The organism is Nostoc sp. (assembly GCF_036917395.1).
In the GTDB taxonomy this organism is placed as follows: domain Bacteria; phylum Cyanobacteriota; class Cyanobacteriia; order Cyanobacteriales; family Nostocaceae; genus Nostoc.
This window is the reverse complement of record NZ_JBALDI010000049.1, coordinates 26146-50942: the sequence shown is the minus strand read 5'-3', so window position 1 is coordinate 50942 and position 24797 is coordinate 26146. Positions and strand designations below refer to the sequence as shown.

Annotated in this window: 23 protein-coding genes and 2 pseudogenes; 12 read left to right on the top strand and 13 right to left on the bottom strand. The window is 42.3% G+C overall.

The genetic code is table 11. The features are described from left to right. Positions 1-153 precede the first annotated feature (153 nt). A pseudogene (locus V7K46_RS17655) lies at positions 154-716 on the bottom strand (transposase); the annotation flags it as partial. A 121-nt stretch (positions 717-837) separates the two neighbouring features. Between V7K46_RS17655 and V7K46_RS17650 the strand changes: the two are divergent. The 4 genes from V7K46_RS17650 (at position 838) to V7K46_RS17635 (ending at position 3725) form a co-directional block, all read left to right on the top strand. After that, positions 838-1527 carry an SDR family NAD(P)-dependent oxidoreductase gene (locus V7K46_RS17650; RefSeq protein WP_335115316.1) on the top strand — a complete coding sequence of 230 codons (690 nt, stop codon included), beginning with the start codon at positions 838-840 and terminating at the stop codon, positions 1525-1527. A gap of 34 nt (positions 1528-1561) precedes the next feature. Then, positions 1562-2344: a class I SAM-dependent methyltransferase gene (locus V7K46_RS17645; RefSeq protein WP_335115314.1), complete on the top strand. Its 783-nt coding sequence runs from the start codon at positions 1562-1564 to the stop codon at positions 2342-2344. Positions 2345-2410: 66 nt separating this feature from the next. Further along, on the top strand, positions 2411-3109 hold the full coding sequence (locus V7K46_RS17640; protein WP_335115312.1) for a glutathione binding-like protein: 699 nt from the start codon (positions 2411-2413) through the stop codon (positions 3107-3109). A gap of 70 nt (positions 3110-3179) precedes the next feature. Then, positions 3180-3725, top strand: coding sequence for a GNAT family N-acetyltransferase (locus V7K46_RS17635; RefSeq protein WP_335115309.1), 546 nt, complete (start codon positions 3180-3182; stop codon positions 3723-3725). 225 nt (positions 3726-3950) lie between these two features. On the opposite strand, the gene V7K46_RS17630 is transcribed toward V7K46_RS17635, so the two are convergent. The 3 genes from V7K46_RS17630 to V7K46_RS17620 all read right to left on the bottom strand — a co-directional run bounded on the left by V7K46_RS17630 (position 3951) and on the right by V7K46_RS17620 (position 6192). Continuing rightward, positions 3951-5147 (bottom strand): MFS transporter, encoded by a 1197-nt coding sequence (locus V7K46_RS17630; RefSeq protein ID WP_335115307.1) that lies wholly within the window; start codon positions 5145-5147, stop codon positions 3951-3953. A 254-nt stretch (positions 5148-5401) separates the two neighbouring features. Continuing rightward, positions 5402-5734 carry a hypothetical protein gene (locus V7K46_RS17625; RefSeq protein ID WP_335115305.1) on the bottom strand — a complete coding sequence of 111 codons (333 nt, stop codon included), beginning with the start codon at positions 5732-5734 and terminating at the stop codon, positions 5402-5404. 2 nt (positions 5735-5736) lie between these two features. Next, a complete protein-coding gene (locus tag V7K46_RS17620) occupies positions 5737-6192 on the bottom strand; it encodes a hypothetical protein (protein WP_335115303.1) in 456 nt (151 codons plus the stop codon). A 153-nt stretch (positions 6193-6345) separates the two neighbouring features. On the opposite strand from V7K46_RS17620, the pseudogene V7K46_RS32085 reads away from it, so the two are divergent. From V7K46_RS32085 to V7K46_RS17605, 4 genes and pseudogenes are all read left to right on the top strand, one after another. Continuing rightward, a pseudogene (locus V7K46_RS32085) lies at positions 6346-6515 on the top strand (IS66 family transposase); the annotation flags it as partial. A 54-nt stretch (positions 6516-6569) separates the two neighbouring features. Beyond that, on the top strand, positions 6570-6818 hold the full coding sequence (locus V7K46_RS17615) for a hypothetical protein (protein ID WP_335115301.1): 249 nt from the start codon (positions 6570-6572) through the stop codon (positions 6816-6818). A 541-nt stretch (positions 6819-7359) separates the two neighbouring features. Further along, positions 7360-7632: a hypothetical protein gene (locus V7K46_RS17610; RefSeq protein WP_335115299.1), complete on the top strand. Its 273-nt coding sequence runs from the start codon at positions 7360-7362 to the stop codon at positions 7630-7632. Positions 7633-8534: 902 nt separating this feature from the next. Next, positions 8535-9956, top strand: a complete 1422-nt coding sequence (locus tag V7K46_RS17605) for a pyridoxal-dependent decarboxylase (RefSeq protein WP_335115297.1) — start codon at positions 8535-8537, stop codon at positions 9954-9956. A gap of 155 nt (positions 9957-10111) precedes the next feature. Here V7K46_RS17605 and V7K46_RS17600 read toward each other — a convergent pair whose 3' ends face one another. Both V7K46_RS17600 and V7K46_RS17595 read right to left on the bottom strand, forming a co-directional pair. Beyond that, positions 10112-11290 carry a zinc-dependent alcohol dehydrogenase gene (locus V7K46_RS17600; RefSeq protein WP_335115497.1) on the bottom strand — a complete coding sequence of 393 codons (1179 nt, stop codon included), beginning with the start codon at positions 11288-11290 and terminating at the stop codon, positions 10112-10114. Positions 11291-11395: 105 nt separating this feature from the next. Next, complete coding sequence (locus V7K46_RS17595; RefSeq protein WP_335115295.1) at positions 11396-12238, bottom strand: MBL fold metallo-hydrolase; 843 nt, start codon at positions 12236-12238, stop codon at positions 11396-11398. A 41-nt stretch (positions 12239-12279) separates the two neighbouring features. Here V7K46_RS17595 and V7K46_RS17590 point away from each other — a divergent pair, with 41 nt between their 5' ends. Further along, positions 12280-12411, top strand: coding sequence for a hypothetical protein (locus V7K46_RS17590; RefSeq protein WP_335115293.1), 132 nt, complete (start codon positions 12280-12282; stop codon positions 12409-12411). Between the two features lie 4 nt (positions 12412-12415). Here V7K46_RS17590 and V7K46_RS17585 read toward each other — a convergent pair whose 3' ends face one another. Beyond that, positions 12416-13216: an SDR family NAD(P)-dependent oxidoreductase gene (locus tag V7K46_RS17585; protein WP_335115291.1), complete on the bottom strand. Its 801-nt coding sequence runs from the start codon at positions 13214-13216 to the stop codon at positions 12416-12418. 160 nt (positions 13217-13376) lie between these two features. Here V7K46_RS17585 and V7K46_RS17580 point away from each other — a divergent pair, with 160 nt between their 5' ends. Continuing rightward, a complete protein-coding gene (locus V7K46_RS17580) occupies positions 13377-13754 on the top strand; it encodes a hypothetical protein (RefSeq protein WP_335115289.1) in 378 nt (125 codons plus the stop codon). 328 nt (positions 13755-14082) lie between these two features. Here V7K46_RS17580 and V7K46_RS17575 read toward each other — a convergent pair whose 3' ends face one another. Beyond that, complete coding sequence (locus V7K46_RS17575; protein ID WP_335115287.1) at positions 14083-15738, bottom strand: B12-binding domain-containing radical SAM protein; 1656 nt, start codon at positions 15736-15738, stop codon at positions 14083-14085. Between the two features lie 322 nt (positions 15739-16060). On the opposite strand from V7K46_RS17575, the gene V7K46_RS17570 reads away from it, so the two are divergent. Then, positions 16061-17680 (top strand): cyclic peptide export ABC transporter, encoded by a 1620-nt coding sequence (locus V7K46_RS17570; protein ID WP_335115285.1) that lies wholly within the window; start codon positions 16061-16063, stop codon positions 17678-17680. Positions 17681-17917: 237 nt separating this feature from the next. Here the strand turns inward: V7K46_RS17570 and V7K46_RS17565 are convergent, their stop codons facing one another. Both V7K46_RS17565 and V7K46_RS17560 read right to left on the bottom strand, forming a co-directional pair. Further along, complete coding sequence (locus V7K46_RS17565) at positions 17918-19738, bottom strand: iron uptake porin (RefSeq protein WP_335115283.1); 1821 nt, start codon at positions 19736-19738, stop codon at positions 17918-17920. A 1311-nt stretch (positions 19739-21049) separates the two neighbouring features. Then, positions 21050-21493, bottom strand: a complete 444-nt coding sequence (locus V7K46_RS17560) for a TOBE domain-containing protein (protein ID WP_335115281.1) — start codon at positions 21491-21493, stop codon at positions 21050-21052. A gap of 90 nt (positions 21494-21583) precedes the next feature. On the opposite strand from V7K46_RS17560, the gene modA reads away from it, so the two are divergent. Next, a complete protein-coding gene (gene modA, locus V7K46_RS17555) occupies positions 21584-22378 on the top strand; it encodes a molybdate ABC transporter substrate-binding protein (protein WP_335115279.1) in 795 nt (264 codons plus the stop codon). A gap of 178 nt (positions 22379-22556) precedes the next feature. Here the strand turns inward: modA and V7K46_RS17550 are convergent, their stop codons facing one another. The 3 genes from V7K46_RS17550 to V7K46_RS17540 all read right to left on the bottom strand — a co-directional run bounded on the left by V7K46_RS17550 (position 22557) and on the right by V7K46_RS17540 (position 24513). After that, positions 22557-23114, bottom strand: a complete 558-nt coding sequence (locus tag V7K46_RS17550; protein ID WP_335115277.1) for a peroxiredoxin — start codon at positions 23112-23114, stop codon at positions 22557-22559. A gap of 51 nt (positions 23115-23165) precedes the next feature. Next, positions 23166-23414 (bottom strand): regulatory protein SipA, encoded by a 249-nt coding sequence (sipA, locus tag V7K46_RS17545; protein WP_335115275.1) that lies wholly within the window; start codon positions 23412-23414, stop codon positions 23166-23168. A 580-nt stretch (positions 23415-23994) separates the two neighbouring features. Next, entirely contained in the window at positions 23995-24513 is a 519-nt protein-coding gene (locus tag V7K46_RS17540; RefSeq protein ID WP_335115495.1) for a Spy/CpxP family protein refolding chaperone, read from the bottom strand. Positions 24514-24797 lie beyond the last annotated feature (284 nt).

The window sequence follows — 24797 nt, the reverse complement described above, 5'->3', positions numbered from 1 at the left end:
AGAGTCAAGTTAACATCAGAGCATTAAATCATTTTAAGGTATTAAAATTAACCCATTAAATAAATGCTTATTAAAAAAATGTAGAAATAAATGCTTTAGCTTTCAGTAAAAACCTTTACATTATCCAAGCATGAATCGATTTAGGGAAATCACTGTGTAGGCTGAATCACCGTAAACTTCACTGCCAGGTGGTAGATTCACTCGGTTTCGCATTTAAGGCGCGGACATCACTGGCACTACCAGGCATAAATACAAATTCAACCGGAATACCATTCATTTTTGGTTGTTAATAACTGTACCCTAACACCATAAAAGTAACGTTTGTTCGATGCTACGTAACCGTGATACTCCTCTGACTTAATTAATTTCACATTAAAAATCCGAATGTTGTCGCAAATGGGTACGGTGAATGAGTCTAAAAGATATTCAGTGCAATTACTAATCTCTTTGCGGATCGTTCCCAATTGATCAAACAAATCGTTGATTAACATTGAGACACTGTGTAATATCCGGTTAAATCGTGGCTTTTCTAACATATTCGATATCAAGCGATGATCTTTCGTATAGCTACAAGCTTTACTCTGGTTACCATTAAAGAACATCGCCTGAAGAAAAGCAGTTGTAATAATTTCTGCGTCCTTCATGGCTCGACGACAATCTTCTTTGTGCCCAATCGCCTTTAATAAATCGTCTGTGATAGCATATATGGCAATTATTTCGTTTAGCTATATAGCCCTCCTAATTTTCTTCTTGGAGGGCATTCTATTGCTTAACGGGAGCAATGCGATCGCTCATAAGAGTAACTAGCAACTTGGGTTAACTAGGAGAATTAAATTTATGGCAACAACAGCTTTAATTGTCGGAGCAGGTAGTGGACTGAGCGCTTCTTTAGCCCGCCTATTTGCTAAAGAAGGATTCAGCGTCGCTTTAGCGGCTCGTCAAATTGAAAAACTCACTCAATTGAGCAGTGAAATTGGCGCAGTTAGTTTCGCTGCTGATGTCTCAAAGCCAAATGAAGTAGAACAGTTATTTATTGATGTTGAAAATAAAGTCGGTTCTCCGAATATTGTCGTTTACAATCCCAGTTTCCGGGTGCGGGGGCCTCTTGTTGATTTAGACCCTGCTGAGGTGGCAAAAACCTTAGATGTAACTGCCTATGGTGGCTTTCTTGTGGCCCAAGCTGCTACCAAAAGGTTTTTGCAGCTTGGCGGTGGTGCTATATTTTTTACTGGAGCCTCAGCCAGTATCAAAGGTTATCCTCTGTCTGCTCCCTTTGCAATGGGTAAATTTGCACTGCGCGGTTTGGCTCAGAGTATTGCTAGAGAATTAGCACCGAAAAATATCCATGTGGCGCATTTCGTGATTGATGGTGGAATCCGTTCAGCAGGCCGCCAAGATCCAGCAGATAATCCTGATAGTACCCTTGACCCGGATGCGATCGCTCAAACTTATCTCAGTATTCTTCGCCAACCCCGCAGTGCTTGGACATGGGAAATAGAACTACGTCCGTGGGTAGAGAACTTCTAGCCTAGACAATTGTTAAAAAGATAGTTTTGCAGGTATGAGAATTGATTTTGGTGCAACTGTTACTGATTATGCAAAACACTGCGCTGGCTTTCCCAGTTCATTATTTAACAAACTGTCTGAATATGGTATAGGTTTACCAGGGCAGAACATTGTTGACCTTGCCACAGGAACAGGAACACTAGCGCGGGGCTTTGCGGATAGAGGTGCTTATGTGATTGGCATAGACCGATCAGCATCACTTTTAGAACAAGCAAGCCAGTTAAGCGAATCTGCCCAACTCCAAGTAGATTATCGAGTCGCAACTGCCGAAAAAACCGAGTTACCAGACGCAAGTGCGGATGTGGTAACTGCTGGACAGTGTTGGCATTGGTTTGACCGTTTGCGTGTCGTCCAGGAAATTATTCGGATATTGAGAAGAAATGGCTTGATTGCGATCGCTCATTTTGATTGGATACCCTTAAAGGGTAATGTAGTTGAAGCAACAGAACAACTGATTAAGGCTCATAATCCCGCGTGGAATCTGGAGGGCGGTAATGGATTGTATCCCCTGTGGTTACAAGATATTGGCGAAGCAGGATTCCGAGAAATCCGCACATTTTCTTACGATGTATTTGTACCTTATACACACGAAGATTGGCGGGGGCAAATTCGGGCTAGTGCTGGTGTCGGAGCCAGCTTGACACCAGCAAAAATAGAAGTATTTGACCAAGAATTGGCAACATTACTCGAAGCAAAATATCCCACACCAATTCTTCAGGTTCACCACAGAGTTTGGGCAGCGATCGCAAAATCACCGCAATATACAACATTTCATTAATTCGTTGCGAATTCTCTACGCCCTTTTGTGTTTAAATTTCAACCCTCAATATAAGGAAAACTAACCATGATTGATCTTTATTATTGGACAACCCCAAACGGTCATAAAATCACAATTTTCTTGGAAGAAGTCGGCTTACCATATACCATAAATCCTGTAAATATTGGGGCTGGGGAGCAATTTAAGCCGGAATTTCTGAAGATTTCTCCTAACAATCGGATGCCTGCGATCGTTGACCACGAACCAGCCGATGGAAGTGCGCCAATTTCAGTATTTGAGTCTGGTGCAATCTTGCTATATTTGGCAGAAAAAACCGGGAAATTAATCCCCCAAGATTTACGCCAACGCACTAAAGTTTTAGAATGGTTGTTCTGGCAAATGGCAGGGCTAGGGCCAATGGCGGGACAAAATCATCACTTTAGCGCCTATGCTCCCGAAAAGATTGAATATGCCATTAACCGCTACGTGAATGAGACGGGACGCTTATATGCAGTGCTGAATAAGCAACTAGCAGATAAAGAATTTGTGGCTGGCGATTATTCTATCGCCGATATTGCTGCTTATCCCTGGATTGTCCCCCATGAGCGCCAAAGTCAAAACCTAGAGGATTTTCCTCATCTCAAGCGGTGGTTTGAGACAATTAAAGCCCGTCCAGCAACAATTCGCGCCTATGAGAAAGCAGAAGCATTGCAAACTCAAGCGCTTGATCCAGATAAATCACGAGATATGTTATTTAACCAGTCGGCGAAGACTATTCAACCTTGAGCGTTTTGATTTGTCTTGTGACTGTGGCGATCGCTAGGTCAGCTCTAACCCCAGATGATCGGTTGCAACTATGAGCAAAAATTTCTCACTATCTTCCTTTCCTCAATTAGAAACAGAAAGACTCTTTCTGCGTGAGACAACGTTGCAGGATGCTGAGGCGATCTTTGCTGTCTTCTGTGATCCAGGCGTGACTCAGTTTCATGATCTTGATAGCTTCACTTCTATTAAAGAAGCGATCGCACTCATTGAACGTAGAGCCAAGCGGTTTGAGCGAGGAGATGGAATTCGCTGGGGAATTGCCCGTAAGCAAGATAACGTTTTGATTGGTTCTTGTGGGTTTACGTGGAACCCACAAGAACACTCTGCTGAGGTCGGTTATGAGCTTGCTAGTACCTTTTGGAGACATGGCATCATGACTGAGGCGGTGGGTAGTATCTTGGAATTTGGGTTTGAGAAAATGGGTTTGCGTTTCATTGTTGGCCAAGTCATGGTGGACAACATAGCTTCTAAAAAGTTGCTAGAAAAGTTAGGTTTTCACAGTCAGGGTATACTGAAACAGTATGGCTTCTTCAAAGGGCAGTTTCACGATCTGGAGCAATTTGTGCTTCACAAATAAAAAACTGAGTGGGAGCATCCATTTTTGGAAGAAACATAATTATTTGGTGCCAAAAACCCTACTATATGGTTGGTCAAAAAAAGTCGATCTGCCAAAAGTGGATGCTATCGGGGGGACATTTTTTTCAAGGGCAACTGGTTAAAAGCTCTATTTAGCAAGCTTTTTGGTTGCTTGTCACCCCTTCAGGCGTGCCATTTTAATAAAACTGTGACTCTTGGCGCTCAATTACTCTTGATCTAATTTCAGTAGAGGAATTAGAAGCCAGCAAAGCATTGTAAATACGGCACTGATAATGACAAGAATGTAAACTGGAACGCCCCAACTATATAAGTAACCTCCTAAAATGGGACCTGGTTGTTTAACTAGGTTATACACTGACATCAGCAGTGCGTAGGTTGCAGCTTCTACACCGACAGGACAAGATCTTGCTGCAATTTCTAAGACACCGAGCATGGCTATCATGCCAGAAAATCCAAAAAATAGACTAACCAAGATAGCGCTCTGAGTATTGTGTATAAATAATAAACCGAGCGTAGAGACAGAAGTTAACCCAATTGCTAGATTTAGCAGTAGCTGTCGAGAAATCCTAAAGGCAAAGATGCCAAAAACAAGTGCGCCTAAACCATTGGTCAAAGCTTCAAATGTACCCAAAATCCCTATAAATTGAGCGTCAAACTTCAAAGCATCCTTGTAGTAATATACAAGGTAATTTACTAGGGATGGGACGAGAGTGAACTCAAGGCAAGCAATAAAGCCCATAACAGCGAGAAACTGTCGCGACTTTACTGCTAACCAAATAGATTTCAGATTATTTTTAACTGAAACAGTTTTTTGCTGCTTTTTTTCATTTGCAAGTAATAGGAAGGTTGCAACTAAACCAATCAATGGTACAATTGCAGTGAGCAGAAACGCCATCGATAGATTAGAATTTTGAGCAAGCCAGCCGCCGATATAATACAGCAGAGCTTGACCAAAACTTAGAGCTGTCCATTGAGTTGCCTGTAAGCGAGCCGTATTGTTGAAAATCCTGCCTTGAACGAGCATTATTTTATCTGTAAGTACGTCGCTAAAGGCGATGAATAAATTGACTAAAATTAGACCGATTGCTAGTAAGGAAATCGTGTTAACTTGAAATCCGCCTAATCCTAACAAGACAGCAAGCGTTAGGGCGTAGCAGATAAAAAAGTAGCTTTTGAACTGATAGCTAAATATTAAAACAGCATCTCCAATTATTCCGTAAAGTGGTCTAACTAACCAGGGAATGAAAATTAAACTGCTAAAGGATGCCAACTGTGCTGGTGAAAGTCCAAGGCTCTCTTTTAGATAAATAGTCAGCGGAAGACCGAAAAGTCCTGGATTACACCCGTAAGTTTGAATTAAGTAAAACAGGGCCATGATGCCAATAAGTTGCTGTATTGTCATCGAATCTTCCCTAGTAGTGTTGGACATTAGTTACCTGATTTCATTGAGCCGCCAAACTTCATAATAGAGCTAATACCTAGCGGCGTAACGGTACGAGCTTTATCCAACTGAGTGAGTAGGTTAGCAACGGATATTATTAAATCTTTTTACCCAATTAGCTTATGGCTAGAGTAAGTGTGGCAGCTTGCTACGGGGAATTGTTAAAAGTACCCAGAAAAATACAAGCGAATCAAGTTAAAAGAATCCCCAGAAAGTTACTCATGGTGATTAGTGCCTTGGTTGCGAATTAAATATGATTCCACTCTAAGCATTAATTCCCGAAGATGATCTATTCTTTCCTCAATATCACTAAACCCGCTAGCAATGCCTTGTGTAATTTGTTTTTGGTTGCCTAAAAGGTGGTTGAAATCGCGCGCTTCATTAACCTTTTTTTCAGCAGCAGCTTCAGCTTGAGTAATAGCCTGTTGTCTTTCAAGACTAGCTTGCTGTCTTTCATATTTTTGTTTGTCGTTCCATCGAAAAACCCAACCTGATGCACCAAGAATCAAGGAAAGTACAAAACCAGCCAAGCTCAGATCAAATTTCATAGTTAAGAAAGACCATCAATTTTTGATTCAATTCTCTCAAGAGGTGCGCTTAAAGAATTTATAATAATTTCATTTTCTGGTGAAATAACTTCTGACAGTGGGCTTACATATTGCCAAACTTGTAACCTTATTTGTCTATGCCATTTAGGAAATGTAAATTCTAAAGCATATTGATTTTGATTAAGGGTATATTTTCTAAAATCTAAAAGGATAGCTCTATCAAGTCCAATTGTCCATTGTTCCAAACCAAGTAATTGACGGTTAACAAAAGCACCAGAATAAGCATAAGCTTGGCAGCGCCCTGCTAACCACCAATTATATTTACTTTGAGAATTACTGAGAAGTGCAATGCATAGTGGACTATCTACCCTAAAAGCTACTGGTTCTAAAGGTTGATACTTATTAGGTGAACCAGGATATGGTTTTGGTAAGGATTCAGGTGAGGGTGGTATTGACAAGTGTGACATCCCAGGTGGAATATCACAGTTATGGAAAAAAATCTGCCTCTTGAACTAAACCGTGAAATCCTGATACAGTTGTCTTTGGAACAACTGGTAGAAATCATTATCGAGCAGGCGCTCGCCACGATTAAACAAAACTCCAGAATTTGACAGCTAGAACAAGAAATAGAAAAACTAAAGGCGATTAGAGACTTAGATAGTAAAACATCATCAAAACCACCATCTGGGGATATCCGAAAAAAATCCGAAAAAAACCTGATATTCAGGATGGGGACAGCCAAGCTCAAAAACGGAAACCAGGAGGACAACCAGCTCAACAAAAATGTTTGGTCCATCTACGCCGTCACTTTAAAAAACTAATCAAGCTTCCAGGTTTGAACAACCAAAAAATTGCGGAAAAGTTCCTCAAGCTGATTGACGAAGCATTTAAGAATTACATATTCCAAGAGAATCAAAATATAAGTGAGTTTTTTGCTTGGGCTTGGGAGTTGAAAGTAAAAGTTAAGTCCTCCATTGATGATTGGATTGGACCAGCAGGGAAAGAAGCCAGTAAGCTTTTGCGATCGCAAAAGCTTACCGTAAATTGGTTGTCTGGTCATTGGTTATTAGTCATTAGTCATTAGTCATCTGCGATGCCGTTCGCGGAGCGTCTCGTAAAGAAGGCGGCAAGCTACGCACCCCTCCAAGAGAAGCGCGATCGCAATTTTCTCCTCCAGGAAGCTGCACCCCGATCGCACTTTACCTGAACACCATCGCTGCGCGATGCCGAAGGAGTTAATGTTCCTGATGGACAAATGGATCAAGAAGCCTTAGTCGAATATCCTTGGGGAAAAGCCTACTGGTACAAGAGTAGCAAGTTGTTTCGGACTACTAGTCCGTTCACTAAGTATTAATGCGACAAAAAGGGTAATTCTTTAGAGTGAAACTGCATTACTGACCGAGGAGTAATTTAGCCTAGTTTGTGCCTATTCCTCTTGCCATTATTGCTGCCAATAACGGAATAAAACCAAAAAGTAACCGATAATTCAGATTTTCATTGACTACGAACCCACAATCATTAGCAGGGGTTGCTACTGCATTCCCTGGTGATTCCAGCTTTGACTCGGAAGAATTGGCTGGTATCAGCTTTGTTCTGGCCTTTGTTTTAAAGTTTGATGGTTGTAGATGAATATAGGAATAATCGAGCCTTACAGTAACGGGTTTTTAGAAGTTGTACCAGAGGGTGAAGACAGCGATTATTGGCAGATTGCAGCTATACACATCAATGGCCAAGCTTACTGCCCTACCCCTCGGCTTTATCGTTCAGAAAGAGTGGCATTAGCAAAAGCTACGCAAATTTATGATTGGATAGCTGACCACGAAGGAGAAATTACTAATGGGGCTTGCAACTGCTCTGAATTGAAACTCATCCTATGGCAGCAACCAAAAGTATCTTAGTACAGTTTTGCATAAAAACGTAGCGTTTTTAATGCAGGAGAACGCATTAACATTCTAAGGGAATACATTCTACAGACCACTCGTAAGGGCACAGCATTGCTCATGCGTGTCAACTTAAGCGCAAAACCCTTTTCAAACCTCGTTTCCAGCCTATGGCTGGAAATGCTGTTCATTGCGGCTCTGCCGCCAGTAAGGAAGGCGGAGCCTAAGAGTAGGCATTCCCCCGACTGGAAACGAGGCACCTCTAAAAGCTTGTTCTAGACTGGATTTTGCCTTAAGTTGACACCAATGAGCATTGCTGTGCCCCTACCATGTGTTGCATCCAAACGAGAATTGCAATAGAAGTGAAATAATAAACTAGTACGCCTTGCTAAAAGATATAGCCATGACCTACACCATGCACGACGCTCTAGAAGTAGCAAAGCTTGCTGCTAGTGACATGAAAACAAGGCTTTGCTCCAAACCCGATTGAGATTCTAACTGACTTGTAAAATGTCAACCGCAAAAAATCCCTCCACCCTTATGACTGTAAAAATCCAGACCGAAAAAGATTTTTTGACTGCAAGTACTAATATAAATATCAATCAAGAAACAGAAAACGAAAAAGTTTTATGTTTTCATTGCCAGCGCACAGCTACGAACGGTATTAAATGTAAAGGAATTTGTGTGGCTGACAATGACTATTAAGGGATAATTTTCTGACAACGCACACGCTTGTGAATTGTGTGAACGGATTGCGAGGCTTGATCACTCAGCTGAAAATTTTCCCTCATCTTACGTTAGGAGAGTAACAATACTCTCATTTTTTTTACTGAGCTTGATACAAAAACATAAATATTAAAGCTTCAGATAACATATAAAATATGTATTGTTAAATAATATTTTTTATCCCGGATAAAAATATGGAAAACAATCAAGAATACCATATGTCCTCAGATGAATTTCGTCATTGGGGATATAAAACTATTGATTGGATAGCTAATTATTTAGAAACAGTAGAGCAACTGCCTGTTTTATCTCAAGTAGAACCTGGAGACATTAGAGCCAAACTACCAGAAACAGCCCCGGTAAAAGGAGAGTCTTTTGCAGACATTTTACAAGATTTAGATGAAATCATCGTACCAGGATTGACTAATTGGCAGTCTCCAAACTTTTTTGCTTTCTTTCCTACAGGTATTTCTGCACCATCAATTTTAGGAGAATTAGTCAGTGCGGGACTTGGAGTTCAGGGGATGTTGTGGGCAACTTCTCCAGCTTGTACTGAGTTAGAAACTCATGTTTTAGATTGGTTAGTAGATATGTTAGAACTTCCCTCGCAGTTTAAATCTTCGACAACAGGAGGAGGAGTAATTCAAGACTCAGCCAGTAGTGCTTCTTTAGTAGCTTTGATAGCTGCTAGAGAACAGTTAAAAGCAGATATTAATAAACTAGTTGCTTATACTTCTATTCAAGCACACTCTTCAATTGAAAAAGCTGCTATTGTAGCGGGAATTAAGCGAGACAATCTCCGTTTAATTGAGGTTGATACTGATTATAGAATGCGTCCAGAATTACTACAACAGCAGATTATTTCAGATATTGAATCTGGGTTAATTCCTTTTTATATTGCTGCTACTGTGGGGACAACCTCATCTCATGCCATAGATCCATTAACAGAAATAGGTGCGATCGCTCAAATACATAACATTTGGCTCCATGTTGATGGCGCAATGAGCGGTACAGCAGCTATATGTCCTGAGTATCGGTGGATTCATCAAGGATTAGAACTAGCAGACAGCTATTGTTTTAATCCTCACAAATGGATGCTAACTAATTTTGATTGTACTTGTTTTTATGTGAAAGACCGAGCTAAACTAATTCATGCATTATCTATCATGCCTGAATTTCTCAAAAATCAAGCTAGCACGTCTGGCAAAGTTATTGACTATCGAGATTGGCAGATTTCTTTAGGACGTAGATTTAGAAGTCTCAAACTGTGGTTTGTAATTCGGCACTATGGTATAGAAGGCTTACAGCATTATATTCGCAAGCATATTGCTTTAGCACAAGAATTTGCTGAATGTGTAAAATCTCATCCTCGTTTTGAACTGGTTGTGAATCCCCCGTTAAATTTGGTATGTTTTCGCCATAAATTGGGTGATGCAATTAACCAAGAAATCATTAATAATATCAACTCTTCGGGTAAAATCTATCTCACTTCCACTAAGCTTGAGCAAAAATTAACTTTAAGAATGTCAATTGGACAAGCAACCACAGATAAAATACACGTACAGCACGCTTGGCAATTAATTTGTCAAACTGCTGAGAACATAGAAAATGATTAACTCACTTTTCGCCACACACGCTCAACAGCTAAACCATTAAGTATACGTTGAGCGTGAAGCTTGTCTGTCGCCTGCTAGCGTCTAGAAGACAAGCACGGAATACAGTGCTAACGTGCTTGTTTCTCAAAGGTTTTCCGTATTTACCTTACAAGGTTTCAGGTGGACTCACCAGGCTTGAGTACAATTTTGATACAGTTGTCCTGCTTGTCCTTGAAAATTTCGTAGCCGTGCGGTGCTTGATCTAGCGGTAGACGATGGGTAATCACGAACGATGGATCGATATCGCCATTTTGAACGTGATCGAGCAACGGACGCAAGTACCGATGAACGTGTGTTTGTCCCGTTTTCATCGTCAAGCCTTTATTCATGAAAGCCCCCATAGGTATTTTGTCTACAAAACCAGTGTAAACACCGGGAACGGACACAGTGCCGCCTTTGCGACAGGCAACGATCGCTTGACGTAGCACATTGGGGCGATCAGTCTCTAGACGTACTGTTTGCTTGGCCTTGTCATAAAAGCCTTCCAAACCCAAACCGTGAGCTTCCATCCCCACCGCATCCATTACCGAGTCGGGGCCGCGTCCACCTGTCATTTCTTTCAGGGCTTCACCCACCTCGACTTCTTCATAGTTAAGGATTTCTGCCCCACCAGCTTTTGCCATCTGGAGGCGTTCGGGAACGCGATCGATGGCAATCACCCGCTCTGCACCGAGAAGAAAGGCGCTTCTAATCGCAAATTGCCCTACAGGCCCACAGCCCCAGATTGCGACCGTATCTCCAGGCTGGATGTCACAGTTTTCCGCAGCCATGTATCCGGTGGGGTAGATATCAGTCAAAAATAAAACCTGTTCGTCTGTCAATCCATCTGGAATCTTGAACAAACCAACATCGGCAAAGGGGACGCGGGCATATTCAGCTTGACCTCCTGCGTAGCCGCCTGTCAAATGAGAGTAGCCGAAAAGACCCGATGGGGAATGACCCAGCATTTTTTCTGCCATCCAAGCGTTGGGATTGGAGTTATCGCACAACGACCATAAATCTCGATTGCAGAAGAAACACGATCCGCAGGAAATGGTAAAGGGGACGACAACGCGATCGCCTATATTTACATTCTTGACAGCCCTCCCCAACTCAACGACCTCTCCCATGAATTCATGACCCAGGATGTCGCCCTTTTGCATCGTCGGGTTGTAGCCGTTATAAAGATGTAAATCAGAACCACAAATCGCCGTTGACGTGATTTTAACAATAGCATCACGCGGATTAATAATTTTGGGATCGGGTACGGTTTCGACTTCTACTTTATGGGTTCCTTGCCAGCAAACTGCTTTCATATGTTGAAATTTCCTGAAGTTAAGTTGTTTGTTTATAGTGAGTGCATCTACCATGTCTTGGTTAGCAGCACGAATCAGTTCTGATTTGGACAAATGATCAAATTTCTAGTTTTGAGATCCGCTAGATTGGTCAGCGAACGCTTTGAACTCCACAGCGTCATGACTACAGAAGAGGCGCACACCCTTATTGCGATCGCTCGATAACGCATGTAGCCGATCTTGATTGAACAACCGAGCCTGGCGATCCACCTCCATCATCCACTGGTAAGCACGCAAACCTGGCGTGCAGCGTCTTTTGGCTGAGTCCATCTCGTGCCGATAAAAGTAAGCATCACCTGCATGTAGAAGCCAACCCTCTGGTGTATCAATGGCGATACCAGCATGACCCCGCGTGTGACCAACAAGCGGGATAAAGAGAATCTCCGGCGGTAGTCCGTCGAGGTCACGGACTGCTTCAAAGCCGAACCAAGGTTCGCCTCCCGCCGAATAATACTTCCAGTGCTTAACCTCGTCCCATTGTTCTGGACGATAGCGCCTTTTGGCGATGAAGCCGCGCCGATCCTGCGCGGTTTCAATCTCTGTCTGCATTACATGCACAGTTGCTTCCGGGAAATCTTCTAGACCACCAGCATGATCGAAATCGAGGTGGGTAAGCACAATATGACGCACATCTCGCGCCGAAAATCCCAGCCGCTCAACTTGCTCAAGTGCGGTGTATTTTTTATCAAACTGGATGCCATTGAAATGAATGAAGAACGGGCTGAGGCGGGAGTAAGGCGATTTGATATCGCGCAGTCCAAAACCAGTATCAATGAGAACAAGTCCCTGCTCTGTCTCGACAAGCAAACAGTGGCAGACGAGGTGAGCCGTTGGACCGCGACTGAAGCCATCGAAGAAAGCCCCACCAATCGGGCACATGCAGCCGCAATTGAGATGATGAATTTGCATGAATCCTCCGTTACGACTCTGATTCCTCAGAACCAGCCTAAATGTGTGAGATTGCCGACTGCGCGATTAACTTCGCTAATGCCGTTAGCCCTAGCGATGCCTACGGCGGGCTGCGCCAACGCTCTCCATTTCAAAACAGTGCCAACTTAGCATATCCGATTGATTACGTGTAAATTACTAGTTGCCTGATCCCGGCTCAGTGAGCTTGCGATGCAGTTCAGCACTTACGGTATCAGGTAAGACCTTGCTCACTGTGCCCAGAAGCTTCGTCTTCAGTGAACCTGCGATGATCTCATGCTTACCTGCGATCAAGGCGTCGAAACCCTGCTTGGCGACCTCAGCTGGATCGTCCTTTTCATCCACGCCTACATTGGTGTCGTCCATATCCGCACGGTGGAAGAAATTGGTATCAGTCGGCCCGGGCATCAGCGCGGTGACGGTAACGCCCGTATCCTTCAATTCGCTGCGTAGCCCCTCTGAAAAAGAATGCACAAACGCCTTAGAGGCGGCGTAGACTGTCTCGAACGGGCCAGGCATCAAGGCGGCAATCGACGATGTGAAAAGGATTCGACCCTTGCCAAGCTCAACCATATCCTTTACAACTAGTTTGGCAAGATGGACAGATGACACAACGTTCAGATTGATCAGATTAAGTTCGTCCTTCAGGTCGGTTTCACGAGCGAAGTCGCCGCTTACACCGACACCCGCGTTGATGGCGATCGCATCCACTGGTCGGCCAGTCGCTTTAATCTGGTTGTAGAGCGTTTCAACACCGTCATAGTTAGCGAGATCAGCCTGCACCGTCTCAACCTGAGCACCTAGATTTTTGAAAGCTTCAGCAGCTTCATTGATACTCGATCCGGTGGCTGTAACTAGAAGGTCAAAGCCATTTTGGGCAAACTGTTTGGCAAGTTCGTAGCCAATACCATTTGAGGCACCCGTCACGACAGCAAGGGGTCGGGTCAAAGAACTGTTCATAACCGTTCGTTCAAACTCCTATATAACTGCTCCACGCTCGTAAGTCTTGGCAAGCTTCTGTCTCATTACCAGACCGTCTGCGTGGACTGTAGGCTTTCAATTCTTATAATTTTAGGGCGGCCGCAGTGTAGTTACGTCTTTCCCAGGAAATATCGCTACTGTGTCTTTAAGGTTACTTTTATGGAGTTTTGGATATATTTTTAGTTTTCATTTAGTCGAACAGACTGTGCTTTACTTCTACCTCTGGCAAACCTCAGATTTTAAGGGACTAAGTACGGTTTTGCATAAAATCGTATCGTTTTTAAATGCAGAGGGATGCAATGCCATTGTAGAGGGACGCAATGCCATTGTAGAGGGACACATTGCCATTGTAGAGGGACACAATGCCATTGCAGAGGGACACATTGCCATTGCAGAGGGACGCATTGCCATTGCAGAGGCACGCATTGCCATTGTAGAGGGACGCAATGCCATTGCAGAGGGACGCATTGCCATTGCAGAGGGACACAATGCCATTGCCAAATTTAATTTGCTATGAATTAATGAAATGCTGTATTAATACCATTTTTTTGTAAGGCTGCGCCAAATTTTATTGGCTTCTTATTTCTTTCTTTCTTTGCGTTCTTCTCTACGAGACGCTGCGCGTAGCTTGCTTCTCCGTAGGAGTATGCGTTCAACTCTTGGAGACGCTGCGCGTAGCTTGCTTCTCCGTAGGAGTATGCGGTTCGTTCCTCATATATGGCGCATTTTCATACAGAATTGGTATAGCCCTATTTGCAACAAACTCCAACTCTGTATTATGCGTGAGCTATCAAATTTAGATGTAGCACTTGTAGCAACCGATGGTTAGTACCTAATATTGATAGTTAACTACGAACTTTGGTGAGGATTTTTTGAGAATAAAAGGAAGCTGATTCTTCGTTTTTGGCACAATCTTGGGCAAACTTAATCAAATGGTGTCCCACAAGTCCAACGTGAATCAAGTTTTCAATATCACCCGCTTTCAGGGCTGGCTTGGCCATTTTCCAGAAAGTCTGACGATAGTTACTAAATATGCCTATTCGCAGCAAAATATTCCCTAAATAAGTTAAACCTTTGCGAATATTAGCCCCAGTAGTGCGAGCTGGGCTGTTTGGTACTTCAATGCGGTTTGGGTAAGTGTGTTCCATATTGTAGGCGAACCGCTGATATAAAAATTCTGGCTCATAAGCAGTTGTGATGCAGCGCCGCCACATCTCAATAACTTGCTCGTAGGGCATCAAAAATTCAACATTTGATTCGCGGCTTTCATCAAAGACAATTCGTCCTTCTGCTTCTAACCTCCGCCATAAAGGAGTTCTAGGCAATGCATGAAGGAGGTTAATTGTCAACATGGGAATTTGGGATGCCCGAATAAATTCGATAATTCGGTCTGCTGTTTCTGGTGTATCTGTATCTAACCCGATGATGATTCCTGATACTACTTCCATGCCATAGCTATTTAAAACCTGAATCGCTTTTAAGATTGGCATACTCAGATTTTGGTCTTTGGAAATAGCATGGAGAGCATTTGGTTCAGGTGTTTCAATGCCGCAAAAGATTGTGCAGAAATAAGCTTCGCGCATCATCTCTAGCAATTTTGGACTTTGAGCTAGGTTGAGGGTTGCTTCACAGGCAAACTGGATAGGATAGCCATTGCGTTTTTGCCAGTCAATCAGATGAGGAATCAACTTCATGGCAGCGCGGCGATCGCCAACAAAGTTATCATCGACAAAATACACTGCTCCCAAATTGCCAGATTGTCGCATTGCATCTAACTCCGCAACTACTTGCTCTGGTGTTTTCATCCGAGGACTGTTGCCGTAAAGTTCTGGAATATCACAAAACTCGCAGCGATAAGGGCAACCACTCGAAAACTGGACATTTGCCAGGAAATAATCATTGATATTCAGCAAATGATAAGCTGGAGTGGGAAACTCTGTTAGGGGCAAACGTTCCTTAGTTTCAAAGCGAATTTGCGCTTGAGGACGTTCCAGGTTTTGGTCGAGATATTCGATCAGGCGATCATTCGCATCTCCCAATTCACCCAAACTTAAAATGTCAAACTCAGGATAATATTCTGGACACCCAGATACCGAGGGGCCACCCACAACTGTGATTTTGCCGGCTCGATGGGCAAGTTCATTAATTTGATTAATCTGTGGTTTCTGGATATGCATTCCACTGACAATCACCACATCAGCCCATTGGTAATCAGCCCTAGTTGCTGATTTGACATTCTCATCAATAAACCGCACTTCCCATTCTTTAGGTAAGTAGGCAGCCACAATTAAAATACCTTGGGGTGGCATAAAAGCCCGGACATTACCCATAAGTGGGTAGGCATGATGAAAAGTACCAAAAGAGCGGCTGTACTTAGGAAAGATACATAGAATGCGTCGATGGTGCGAAGGAACGTAGCGGGTTCCTTGATTGACAGGAGCGGTTTTAGAATCGGCCGCGACATTAATTTGTTTATCCAAAGACTTCATATTCACAGTCATCGCAAATTTCACCCCGGAAAACTGAGCAGCTAAGACAATCTACTGGCAGAATCAGTTGTAATTCCAACTAGCTTACCGTGATATTTCAGAAGTTTTTAACTGTAAAATATAAAATCTCCCCTAAAAGCGCAAACTGAATTGGTTTACAAGCAACTGTGATGGAAATGGGGCATTGGGGAGCCACTACTGAACGCGAGTGCGTCTTTATTAGAAGAAGACGGGTTTCCCTTATGGTGACTGGCGTTCGGGCAATGCCCAACTTGTACTCCTTTGGAGAACCCGTAGGGTAGCAACTGGCATCATGGGGGTATGAGCGTTTGTTATGAATTTGATTTACTTTCTTTTGCGTTCTTCTTGGGGGATGGTAGCGATCGCGATCACTACCGGATTTCTGAGTGGCGGTAGTAGTGCTGGCTTGATTGCCCTAATTAGCCGTACTGCTAGTAGCAGTTCCACTTCCCGCCTGACATCCATAACTTGGGGTTTTGCAGGGCTGGCAATAGTTGCACTGATTACCAGTATCATTTCCCAAGTGATGCTGATTCGCCTTTCTCAGAATGCTGTTTTGCAATTACGGATGCGTTTGAGTCGCCAAATTCTCGCTTCTGAGTTGAGTCATCTGGAACGCTTAGGGAATCCTCGATTATTGGCAACTTTAACAGAAGATATTCAGGCGGTTGCCAATGCTGTTTATCAGCTGCCTTTCATCTTTATTAATCTAGCGATCGTCTTGGGTTGCATAGCGTATATAACTTGGCTCTCTTGGTTAGTACTGCTGATGGTTTGTGGTGTTACAGTAGTAGCGATCGCTAGTTGTCAGTGGCTACTCAACAGAGGCGGGAAATTGCTGGCCCTAGCTCGTGAAGATGAAGATCATCTGTTTAAACATTTTCGCACCATTACCGAAGGAGTCAAGGAACTCAAGCTAAATTATAGGCGGCGTCAAGACTTTTTAGAAGAAAAACTGCAATCAACTGCTAACGAGTTCCGTGATCACAACGTTAACGGTCTAACCCTTTTTGCCATAACTTCAAGCTGGGGTCAACTCGTATTCTTTTTTGCCCTTGGTTTTGTCCTGTTTGCGCTGCCTAATCTGCTTACCATCAATCCTCAAACTCTCTCTGCCTACATTTTGACCTTGACTTATTTGGTGTTACCAATGGATAACATCATCAGCAAACTTCCCCTATTAAGCAAAGCCAGCATTGCCTTGCAAAAAATCGAGTCACTGGGTTTATCTCTAGTTAGTCGAACTGAAATATCGACTGTTCCACCTGCTCTTAAATCTGACTGGCACAGCTTGAAATTTAAAAATGTTACCCACACTTATTACACAGATCAAGAAGACAATAGCTTTATCTTTGGCGCCATCGAATTGACATTTTATCCTCAAGAATTAGTCTTTATTGTTGGCGGTAATGGTAGTGGTAAATCTACATTAGCTAAACTAATTACTGGACTTTACATCCCTGAAAATGGCGAAATTTGGTTTGATAGTGAGTTAATTAGCGAACAGAACCGAGAATGGTATCGCCAGCATTTTTCCGTAGTATTTTCCGACTTTTATTTATTTGAAGAACTTTTGGGATTAAAAAATTATAACTTAGATACTCAAGCGACACAATATTTAAAACAACTACAACTAGACCATAAAGTTAAAGTTGAAAATGGGCAACTTTCCACCACTGCACTTTCTCAAGGACAACGGAAACGACTAGCCTTACTCACAGCCTACTTGGAAGATCGACCAATTTATCTATTTGATGAATGGGCAGCTGATCAAGATCCAATATTCAAAGAAATCTTTTATACTAAACTACTCCCAGAACTGCGATCGCGGGGTAAAACAGTGCTGGTGATTAGCCACGACGACCGTTATTTTCATTTAGCAAACCGAATTATCAAACTTGACTATGGACAAATAGAGTACGACAAAACTTAACTCAAGCGAATTGGGGTAAACGACTTATACCAATTCAAAATTCAAAATTCAAAATTCAAAATTAAGAAAGCCAGACAGAACAAAGGAATGTCCGTATGTATCTGTCGCATTCTTTTTTCAAATTGGTATTACTTATTTGATTTATGAGAATTGCAACCTCCAGCTCCCCAACAACTTTTACGAAGTCAGGGAGCTTCTTTTTCACGAATGATTCAAGATTGCTATAGTTTTTTCAAGTTAAAATCTGAAGGTAGTGCGGAGCCAAGCAACTACACTATCAGGATTGTCAGCATCAAAGTCTGGTGCAGTAATCCATATTACACCGGGCGTGATCGCAATATTGTCACTAAGTTGATATTGGTAAAAGCCCTCAATATGTAAGGAGGTATCTTTGTCTACTTGACCAAGACCCGCTCCTAAATCGATGTTCTTACTTAAAGTAGTCAACTTTGGCTCCATGCCCACAAAAATACCTCCCAAACTACCTTTGTTAAATAAATCGGGAAACGATAGTCCGGCACCCCAGTTCCAGACTTCTGCATCACCGCGCCCTAAGTAACGGTGCGCGGAATAACCTACCCATCCATTTAATGCTATAGATGGATTAATCCGATAAAGCGCTTCTACACCATAAGTATTCGCTAAAGTTCCTCTTCCAGCCACGGTACTGTTTGCTAAGTTACTGCCGATAACTGGGCCGAAGTTCGTGCCACTTATACCTGTAGTGTTTGGTGGACTATAAGTATTGGCGTAAGTCAAAGCTAGCCGGAAATTATTCTTGGGGCTAGTGTATAGTAATTGTCCTAAAGCTACATACCTGCCTGAAAATAAGCCATTATTCTCTGTAGGATTGTTACCGTTAATCGAGGTGTACTCCAACCCTAATTGAAATTGTTTACTAAAGTCATGGAGAATGGCAATTCCGGCTCCGGTATCTCCGTAGTCATAGACCATATTTCGCCGCGAATATCGTGAGATCCCATTCGCTGCTGACCCCTCAAAATACGGGTTGATGGTTCCACTCAAGCCTAGTTCAAAGGCTCCATCAGACTGAGCAAAAACATTAATTGCAGTATTACTACCAGCTAAAAAACGATAGCGCAGACCAGAGAGGAAAAATTGATTGTTGGGAAAAAGTGGACTGGCGTAATCAGAAGTTTTGCCATCATTAGTTCCAAGTGTTCCACTTCTTGTTCCTCCGGAAGCGGTAATATTTCCTCCTGTGAGTGCTATCCGCAGTTGATCTGTACCGGTGAAACTGGTGTTTAAGCGCAAAATAACCCGGTCTTGAAATGTGAAGATGTGAGGTGCGGGTTGCTTGGTGACGACGTTATTGCCTGCTACAATTCCTCCAATCACAGTCTCAACTTCACCAACAAGTTTAGTTGTAGTGGAAAACTGCTGTGCTTGAAGAGTCGCTGTTCTTGCTTCCAACGAATCCACTTTCCCCCGCAGTTCGGCCAGTTCTGGCGCAAATTGACTTTGGAGTTTTTGCAATGTTTCTAAATCTTCTTTTCTCAGCAGATCGCTGGTTCCTGCACTTACTAACTCATTGATTCGAGCCAGTGCTGCGTTTAGTCCAGCCGCAAACTCGTAACGAGTCATTGCCCGATCACCTTGAAAGGTTTGATTGGGGTAGCCTGCAATCACCCCATACCGTTCCACTAAAGATTGCAAGGCTTGAAACGCCCAATCAGTAGGTTTGACATCTGATAACTGCGAAACAGAAGTTACCTGTTCTTTTGCTGTATTGTCATCTGGCGATCGCACTTGATGTCTGCTGACTGTGGGATCGTCAGTCTTAAAAGTAGGTAATGGTTTAGGTGAGAGTAATTGTGAAATAGGTGTAACCTTCTCAACCACATAATTGTTGCGATCACGAAAAAATACAGGCAACTGCCCAGAAGCAGGAACAAGGGTGGTATCACTCACAGTAGATGCAACAGATTCAGGTATATTAGCCTGACTTTTTGCAGGATTAATAACTGAGATAATTGAAATATTTACCAACAAAAGTAAGCACAATCTAAACTTTGAATTCCAGCGAACAATCGACATGACTCCTCAACCTTAAAAGTGAAATAACTGACTAAAAATTGAACAGCAAAAGCCGCAGAAATATTTATCACAATACTTCTACTTAAATGCCAGATTATTTACTAGCAAATATCTAGCTGGCTATATGTCTGAAATTTCAGAGTCTTAAACCAGCAATCCAGTGATTGAATATGAAAGGAAAGAAAATCGCATCCAATTATTTTTTATTCAAATACTGTAAACCGATAGGCTTACAGTACTTTAGCAACCTATTTTTGCATAGAGATTTGTAAAATGCAAGCATCGTTACTTTAGGACAGTAAATTTTCATTCAAGATTCGCCATGCCCAAATTGCCAGCATCGTACTTGTAAAAAGGTGCGTTGCCTGATTTTCACAGCATATTTTGCGATCATTCTGGCAGCGAACAAGACTAAGGTGGTTACTTTGCGTCTGAAAGGTAAATAACATTAGTAGCTGTAACCCGCAAAATAATCGCTTTCCTCAACAACACAGACATTGTTAACAGTGATGTTTATAATGTCAATTGCTGTTTAAAAGTTAACTACGTACATAATCTCTATATGATTCTTGTGGCAATCTTATCCCAGAAAATTTTTTTGTATAAAATAATTATCCGTAACAGCAAAAAATTGTCAGGCTTTTATCAAGTCATATCTTCTGTCGCGCTAGTCGCCAAAAATTAAAAAAAATTAACTAAAGGCCAGCAGAACAGAGTTATTCAACTTCGCTGATTACAGAAAATCAGGTAATCGCTTTGAGGCTTGGAAAATAAATCAAACGATAAATGCTGATTTTTTGGTTGGTTCTTAACCTTGGTTTTGGTCAAAACTAATTTAGATGCGATCGCCCTGCTTGTCTCTCCCATCAGGACAATCGTCTTTACTAGCAAGCGCATTCACATTTTTGACATAATTATGTAATAGGTTTGTCAAAATCATGTGCTATACATAGTGAACACAATATCAATTAATTATATAAGGCAGGTAATCCCTGTCTTTTTTTATAAATACTTTGGGAACAATCAAGTAATATTGTCACATTTTTGACATTAGCTCATTATAGTGCCAAGACAAAGTGCAGTAATTAACACATTAAGTGGGCTTTTTGTCAAGAGTTATTTATATACGCTTACCCTGAGCCGAGCAACACTATTACAAGCGTCCATAGCAAAAATTCAACATCTCAACAGTCATCGATTAAGAAGTTTATACAGCAATCTGGAATCAAACGCGCAGAAAACTTTGATCGTTTTTCTTGAGTGAATAGCAAAGCGATCGCTATAGTAATTGTTCAGAGACATCACCACAGGCTATTCTCTAGCAATAACTATATCGTTGGACTTAATAACGGCATAAGCCTCTTTCCCCTCAGACAAATCCAACTCTTCTACCGATACTCTGGTAATAATCGAAGTTAACTCAACTTTGTGAACAATCTCTAGCGTCACCTCACTATTAACGGCTCCAGTGACAACTCGTTTAACAATACCCTTGAGAATATTGCGGGAGCTAACTTTGAGTGGTTTCTTTTGAATACTAATTTCTATCTCAGGCTGTTGAGCGTAAATATCTTCCTCTTCTGTGTTTATGGTTGGTTGCGACTTGGATGGTGAAGAGTGTTGATTAAGACCACGTACCAGTTCCCGGAGAATCTCGGTCTTGGTGCGCTGAGACTGGCCGCAGAAGTCTTCCAAAATCTTCCGCTCCTCTTCTGAGGTTTGGAATGTGACCCACCCTTGTTCTTTTTTAGGCATAAATTTACTGATATAGTTGGGAAAATATTGGTATTATTGTTATTCTACCTAGCATCAATTTTAGAAAAAAACCTCTCAAGCACCTTTTTTATGAAAAGAAGACAAATTCTTGGCTTCCTGGGTATAGCAGTTGCAGGCTTACTTCTGGCAATTGGTTTACCATTAGTTACTCCTTCTCCTGTAATAGCACAGTCAAACACCAGCATACTCGTGTCCGCAGCCGCCAGCTTAAAAGAGACACTAGAAGAAATCAAGCCTCTATACCAACAAACTAAATCAAATATCAACATTACTTATAATTTTGGGGCTTCTGGTGCCTTGCAGCAACAGATTGAGCAAGGTGCGCCAGCAGATATCTTTATTTCTGCTGGCAAAAAACAAGCGGATGCTTTAGAAGAAAAAGGACTTTTAGTACCAGGTAGCCGTACTAACCTGGCAAATAACCGTCTAGTCTTGATTGTGGCTCAGGATGTTGTTGGCATCAGCAGCTTCTACAATTTAACAGATAGTAAGATTAAAAAAATTGCGATCGGTGAACCCAGGAGTGTACCTGCTGGGCAATATGGGGAGCAAGTCTTAAAGAAATTGAAACTTTATGATCGAGTCAAGTCCAAATTGGTCTTTGCTAACAATGTACGTCAAGTCTTGGCAGCAGTAGAAAGTGGCAACGCCGAAGCTGGTTTAGTTTATGCCACTGATGCCAAAATCTCCAACAAAGTAAAAGTTGTAGTCGCTGCTGACGATAAGTTTCACTCACCGATTATCTATCCAATGGCAGTAATTAAAGGCAGTAAAAATATTCCCGCAGCTAAGGAGTTTATCGAGTTTTTATCTGGCAGTCAAGCGAAGACTGTACTCAAAAAATATGGGTTTATTGTAAGTTAGTCAAAAGTCAAAAACCCTTTTATTCTGAGTAGAAAATGTGTAGGGTGTGTTAGCGATCGCGTAACACACCGAAAGCATCCTTAATGGTACTTTAGGAACGCAACGCACCCTACAAAAGTTACACATTATTATAAAAATCCATCAGAGGACTTTTCAAACATCCTCTGAGGCTAATCGTCTAAGAAGCTGCGGACTGTAATTTTTCCAGTCGTGCCAACACTTCTGAACTGTGAATGCTTGGGTTGACTTTGACAAAAGTCTCGCGCAAGATGCCCTGAGGATCGATGAGAAAACTGTGGCGCATCGATAAGAAACCGAGCCATGAACCGTAAGCTTTACTTACTGAACCATCAGTGTCAGCCAACAGCGGGAATTTTAGTTTCTCTGAATCACAAAATTTGGCGTGAGAATCAATGTCATCAGCACTTACGCCAATAATCTGGGCGTTTTTTTCGACGTATTGCGGTAAGTCTTGCTGAAAACGACGAGCCTCTATAGTACAACCAGAGGTGAAGTCTTTAGGATAAAAGTAGAGGACTAACCACTTACCGCGCAAGTCAGAGAGGGAAATTTTGCCATCCCCTGTATTGGTTGGCAAAGTAAACTCTGGTGCGGATTGATTAATTGCAGGAAGTTTACCACCAAGAGCATCAGCAGTAGGGGTAAAATTCAGCCAACTGATCACAGAAATACAGCTGACAAATAATATGCTTAAAAAAGTGCGGCGGGAAATCATAGTGCAAACCAGAATTACAACTTTACACAAGTTTACAATTCTTGGTTGCTATTAGTCTCGCTCTGAGTGAGATTCGGGAGGAGTATCTGTACTTTCGATGTATTGGCTATCTAGGAGAAAGGCTCCCTTAGCGAAGCGAATACCCCAATATCCACCGGGACGGCGGTCAATGACTATACCTTCCTCGCCAATGTTAATCACATCGGGGGGGCGCAGCATGGGCATAGGTTCAGCAGTTTTGACGTAGGACGGTAGTGCCACAACCCGGACTTTACTACCAATAGGGAATTCTTTAGACATTTTGAAACAGCTAGGAGTTATGAGTTATATGATGTCCGGCAAATCACCCGTAATATATCATTGCGACTGAAACGACGCAATCACAGGGTTTTTGGGATTGCTTCCCTTCTCTACGAGACGCTCCTCGAACGCTCGTAATGACGGTTATTTAAGCGGACTTGATATTAATCAAAACTCATAACTCCTAACTTTTACTAGGGGTTATCCAATTTTCTATTTTGGTATGAAGAAAGAGGGAAAGGAAAAGGGGAAAAAATTTCATCCCTTTTCCTCATCTTCTGCAAGAAGTCTATTAATTTTTGACAGGACTTACGCATGGGTTATGGAAGAACGAACCACAGAGACACAGAGAAGCCAGTGCGTTGGGCGGGTTCCCCGACTTGTTCGCGTAGCGTCTCCCTTAGGAGAAGCAACTGGCGCGACACGGAGGAATGAGAGTTTGAGAGGTTTTTTGCGTAAGTCCTATTTGACTATGGAAAACAATGCCTGGACATCAGTTAAGGGTAAGTGCTACAGGAATTATGGTTACTAAGTATCTAGGTCAAAGCCCCAAACTTATTAACTATTTTTTGAAAGATTATTATTGAGGAGTGCCTTGTTGACGGCGCGAAGGGGCATTTTGACGGAATTGCTCCATTTTTTGCCGCTGTTCGGGGGTTAAGACTGCTTGAATCTGTTGTTTCTCAGACTCCCGGATTTGTCGGATTTGGCTTTTCTGTATTTCACTCAGATTTAAGTCAGCAAAATCACCTTTTCCACGACCGTGATGCTGACCTGGTTGCCGTTGACCTGTTTGCCCCTGAGCCTTACGCGCTTGCCACTCAGCCCGACGCGCTTGTTTCGCTGCCTCTAACTTGGCCTTTTGTTCTGGGGTGAAAACTGCCTCCATTTTGGTGCGGCTATCGCGGCGAATTGCCTGAATTTGGGTTTTTTGGGCATCTGTTAGATTCAAGTCTTTCCAAGGACCCCTTTCTTTTTGTGGACTTTGTGCAAGTAACACGGGTGAAGGAGAGGCTGTTTGAGCATCAACAGCAAAGGAAGTTGCAGTTAAAGTTAAGGCGATCGCTCCAGCGACTAGTGATAATGCTTTGAGTTTCATTGCTTGTCTGGTGGTTTTTTCCTGGTTGGATGTCACCATCATAAGAACTTATCTTCAGTAGTCACATGAGGAGAAAGTCATGGTTTTACCCATGACTTTAGTCATGATGGAATTTTAACAAATTTGACTGACAATAAATAATTAGGGGTTAAGAGTTAGAAGTGAGAAGTTACGAATAATGGATATTTTGATTATGATTAATTTATAAATCCTTATTTAATGTATTATCTAACTTTTTCGACATTCCACTTACTCTTAATTGCTCATTCAGCGATAGATGTGAG

What these genes read in the sequence shown, in the direction of transcription:
- V7K46_RS17650 (WP_335115316.1), top strand. Translation starts at nt 838, where the DNA reads ATGGCAACAACAGCTTTAATTGTCGGAGCAGGTAGTGGACTGAGCGCT.
- V7K46_RS17645 (WP_335115314.1), top strand. Translation starts at nt 1,562, where the DNA reads ATGAGAATTGATTTTGGTGCAACTGTTACTGATTATGCAAAACACTGC.
- V7K46_RS17640 (WP_335115312.1), top strand. Translation starts at nt 2,411, where the DNA reads ATGATTGATCTTTATTATTGGACAACCCCAAACGGTCATAAAATCACA.
- V7K46_RS17635 (WP_335115309.1), top strand. Translation starts at nt 3,180, where the DNA reads ATGAGCAAAAATTTCTCACTATCTTCCTTTCCTCAATTAGAAACAGAA.
- V7K46_RS17630 (WP_335115307.1), bottom strand. Translation starts at nt 5,147, where the DNA reads ATGACAATACAGCAACTTATTGGCATCATGGCCCTGTTTTACTTAATT.
- V7K46_RS17625 (WP_335115305.1), bottom strand. Translation starts at nt 5,734, where the DNA reads ATGAAATTTGATCTGAGCTTGGCTGGTTTTGTACTTTCCTTGATTCTT.
- V7K46_RS17610 (WP_335115299.1), top strand. Translation starts at nt 7,360, where the DNA reads ATGAATATAGGAATAATCGAGCCTTACAGTAACGGGTTTTTAGAAGTT.
- V7K46_RS17605 (WP_335115297.1), top strand. Translation starts at nt 8,535, where the DNA reads ATGGAAAACAATCAAGAATACCATATGTCCTCAGATGAATTTCGTCAT.
- V7K46_RS17600 (WP_335115497.1), bottom strand. Translation starts at nt 11,290, where the DNA reads ATGAAAGCAGTTTGCTGGCAAGGAACCCATAAAGTAGAAGTCGAAACC.
- V7K46_RS17595 (WP_335115295.1), bottom strand. Translation starts at nt 12,238, where the DNA reads ATGCAAATTCATCATCTCAATTGCGGCTGCATGTGCCCGATTGGTGGG.
- V7K46_RS17590 (WP_335115293.1), top strand. Translation starts at nt 12,280, where the DNA reads ATGTGTGAGATTGCCGACTGCGCGATTAACTTCGCTAATGCCGTTAGC.
- V7K46_RS17585 (WP_335115291.1), bottom strand. Translation starts at nt 13,216, where the DNA reads ATGAACAGTTCTTTGACCCGACCCCTTGCTGTCGTGACGGGTGCCTCA.
- V7K46_RS17575 (WP_335115287.1), bottom strand. Translation starts at nt 15,738, where the DNA reads ATGACTGTGAATATGAAGTCTTTGGATAAACAAATTAATGTCGCGGCC.
- V7K46_RS17570 (WP_335115285.1), top strand. Translation starts at nt 16,061, where the DNA reads ATGAATTTGATTTACTTTCTTTTGCGTTCTTCTTGGGGGATGGTAGCG.
- V7K46_RS17565 (WP_335115283.1), bottom strand. Translation starts at nt 19,738, where the DNA reads ATGTCGATTGTTCGCTGGAATTCAAAGTTTAGATTGTGCTTACTTTTG.
- V7K46_RS17560 (WP_335115281.1), bottom strand. Translation starts at nt 21,493, where the DNA reads ATGCCTAAAAAAGAACAAGGGTGGGTCACATTCCAAACCTCAGAAGAG.
- modA (WP_335115279.1), top strand. Translation starts at nt 21,584, where the DNA reads ATGAAAAGAAGACAAATTCTTGGCTTCCTGGGTATAGCAGTTGCAGGC.
- V7K46_RS17550 (WP_335115277.1), bottom strand. Translation starts at nt 23,114, where the DNA reads ATGATTTCCCGCCGCACTTTTTTAAGCATATTATTTGTCAGCTGTATT.
- sipA (WP_335115275.1), bottom strand. Translation starts at nt 23,414, where the DNA reads ATGTCTAAAGAATTCCCTATTGGTAGTAAAGTCCGGGTTGTGGCACTA.
- V7K46_RS17540 (WP_335115495.1), bottom strand. Translation starts at nt 24,513, where the DNA reads ATGAAACTCAAAGCATTATCACTAGTCGCTGGAGCGATCGCCTTAACT.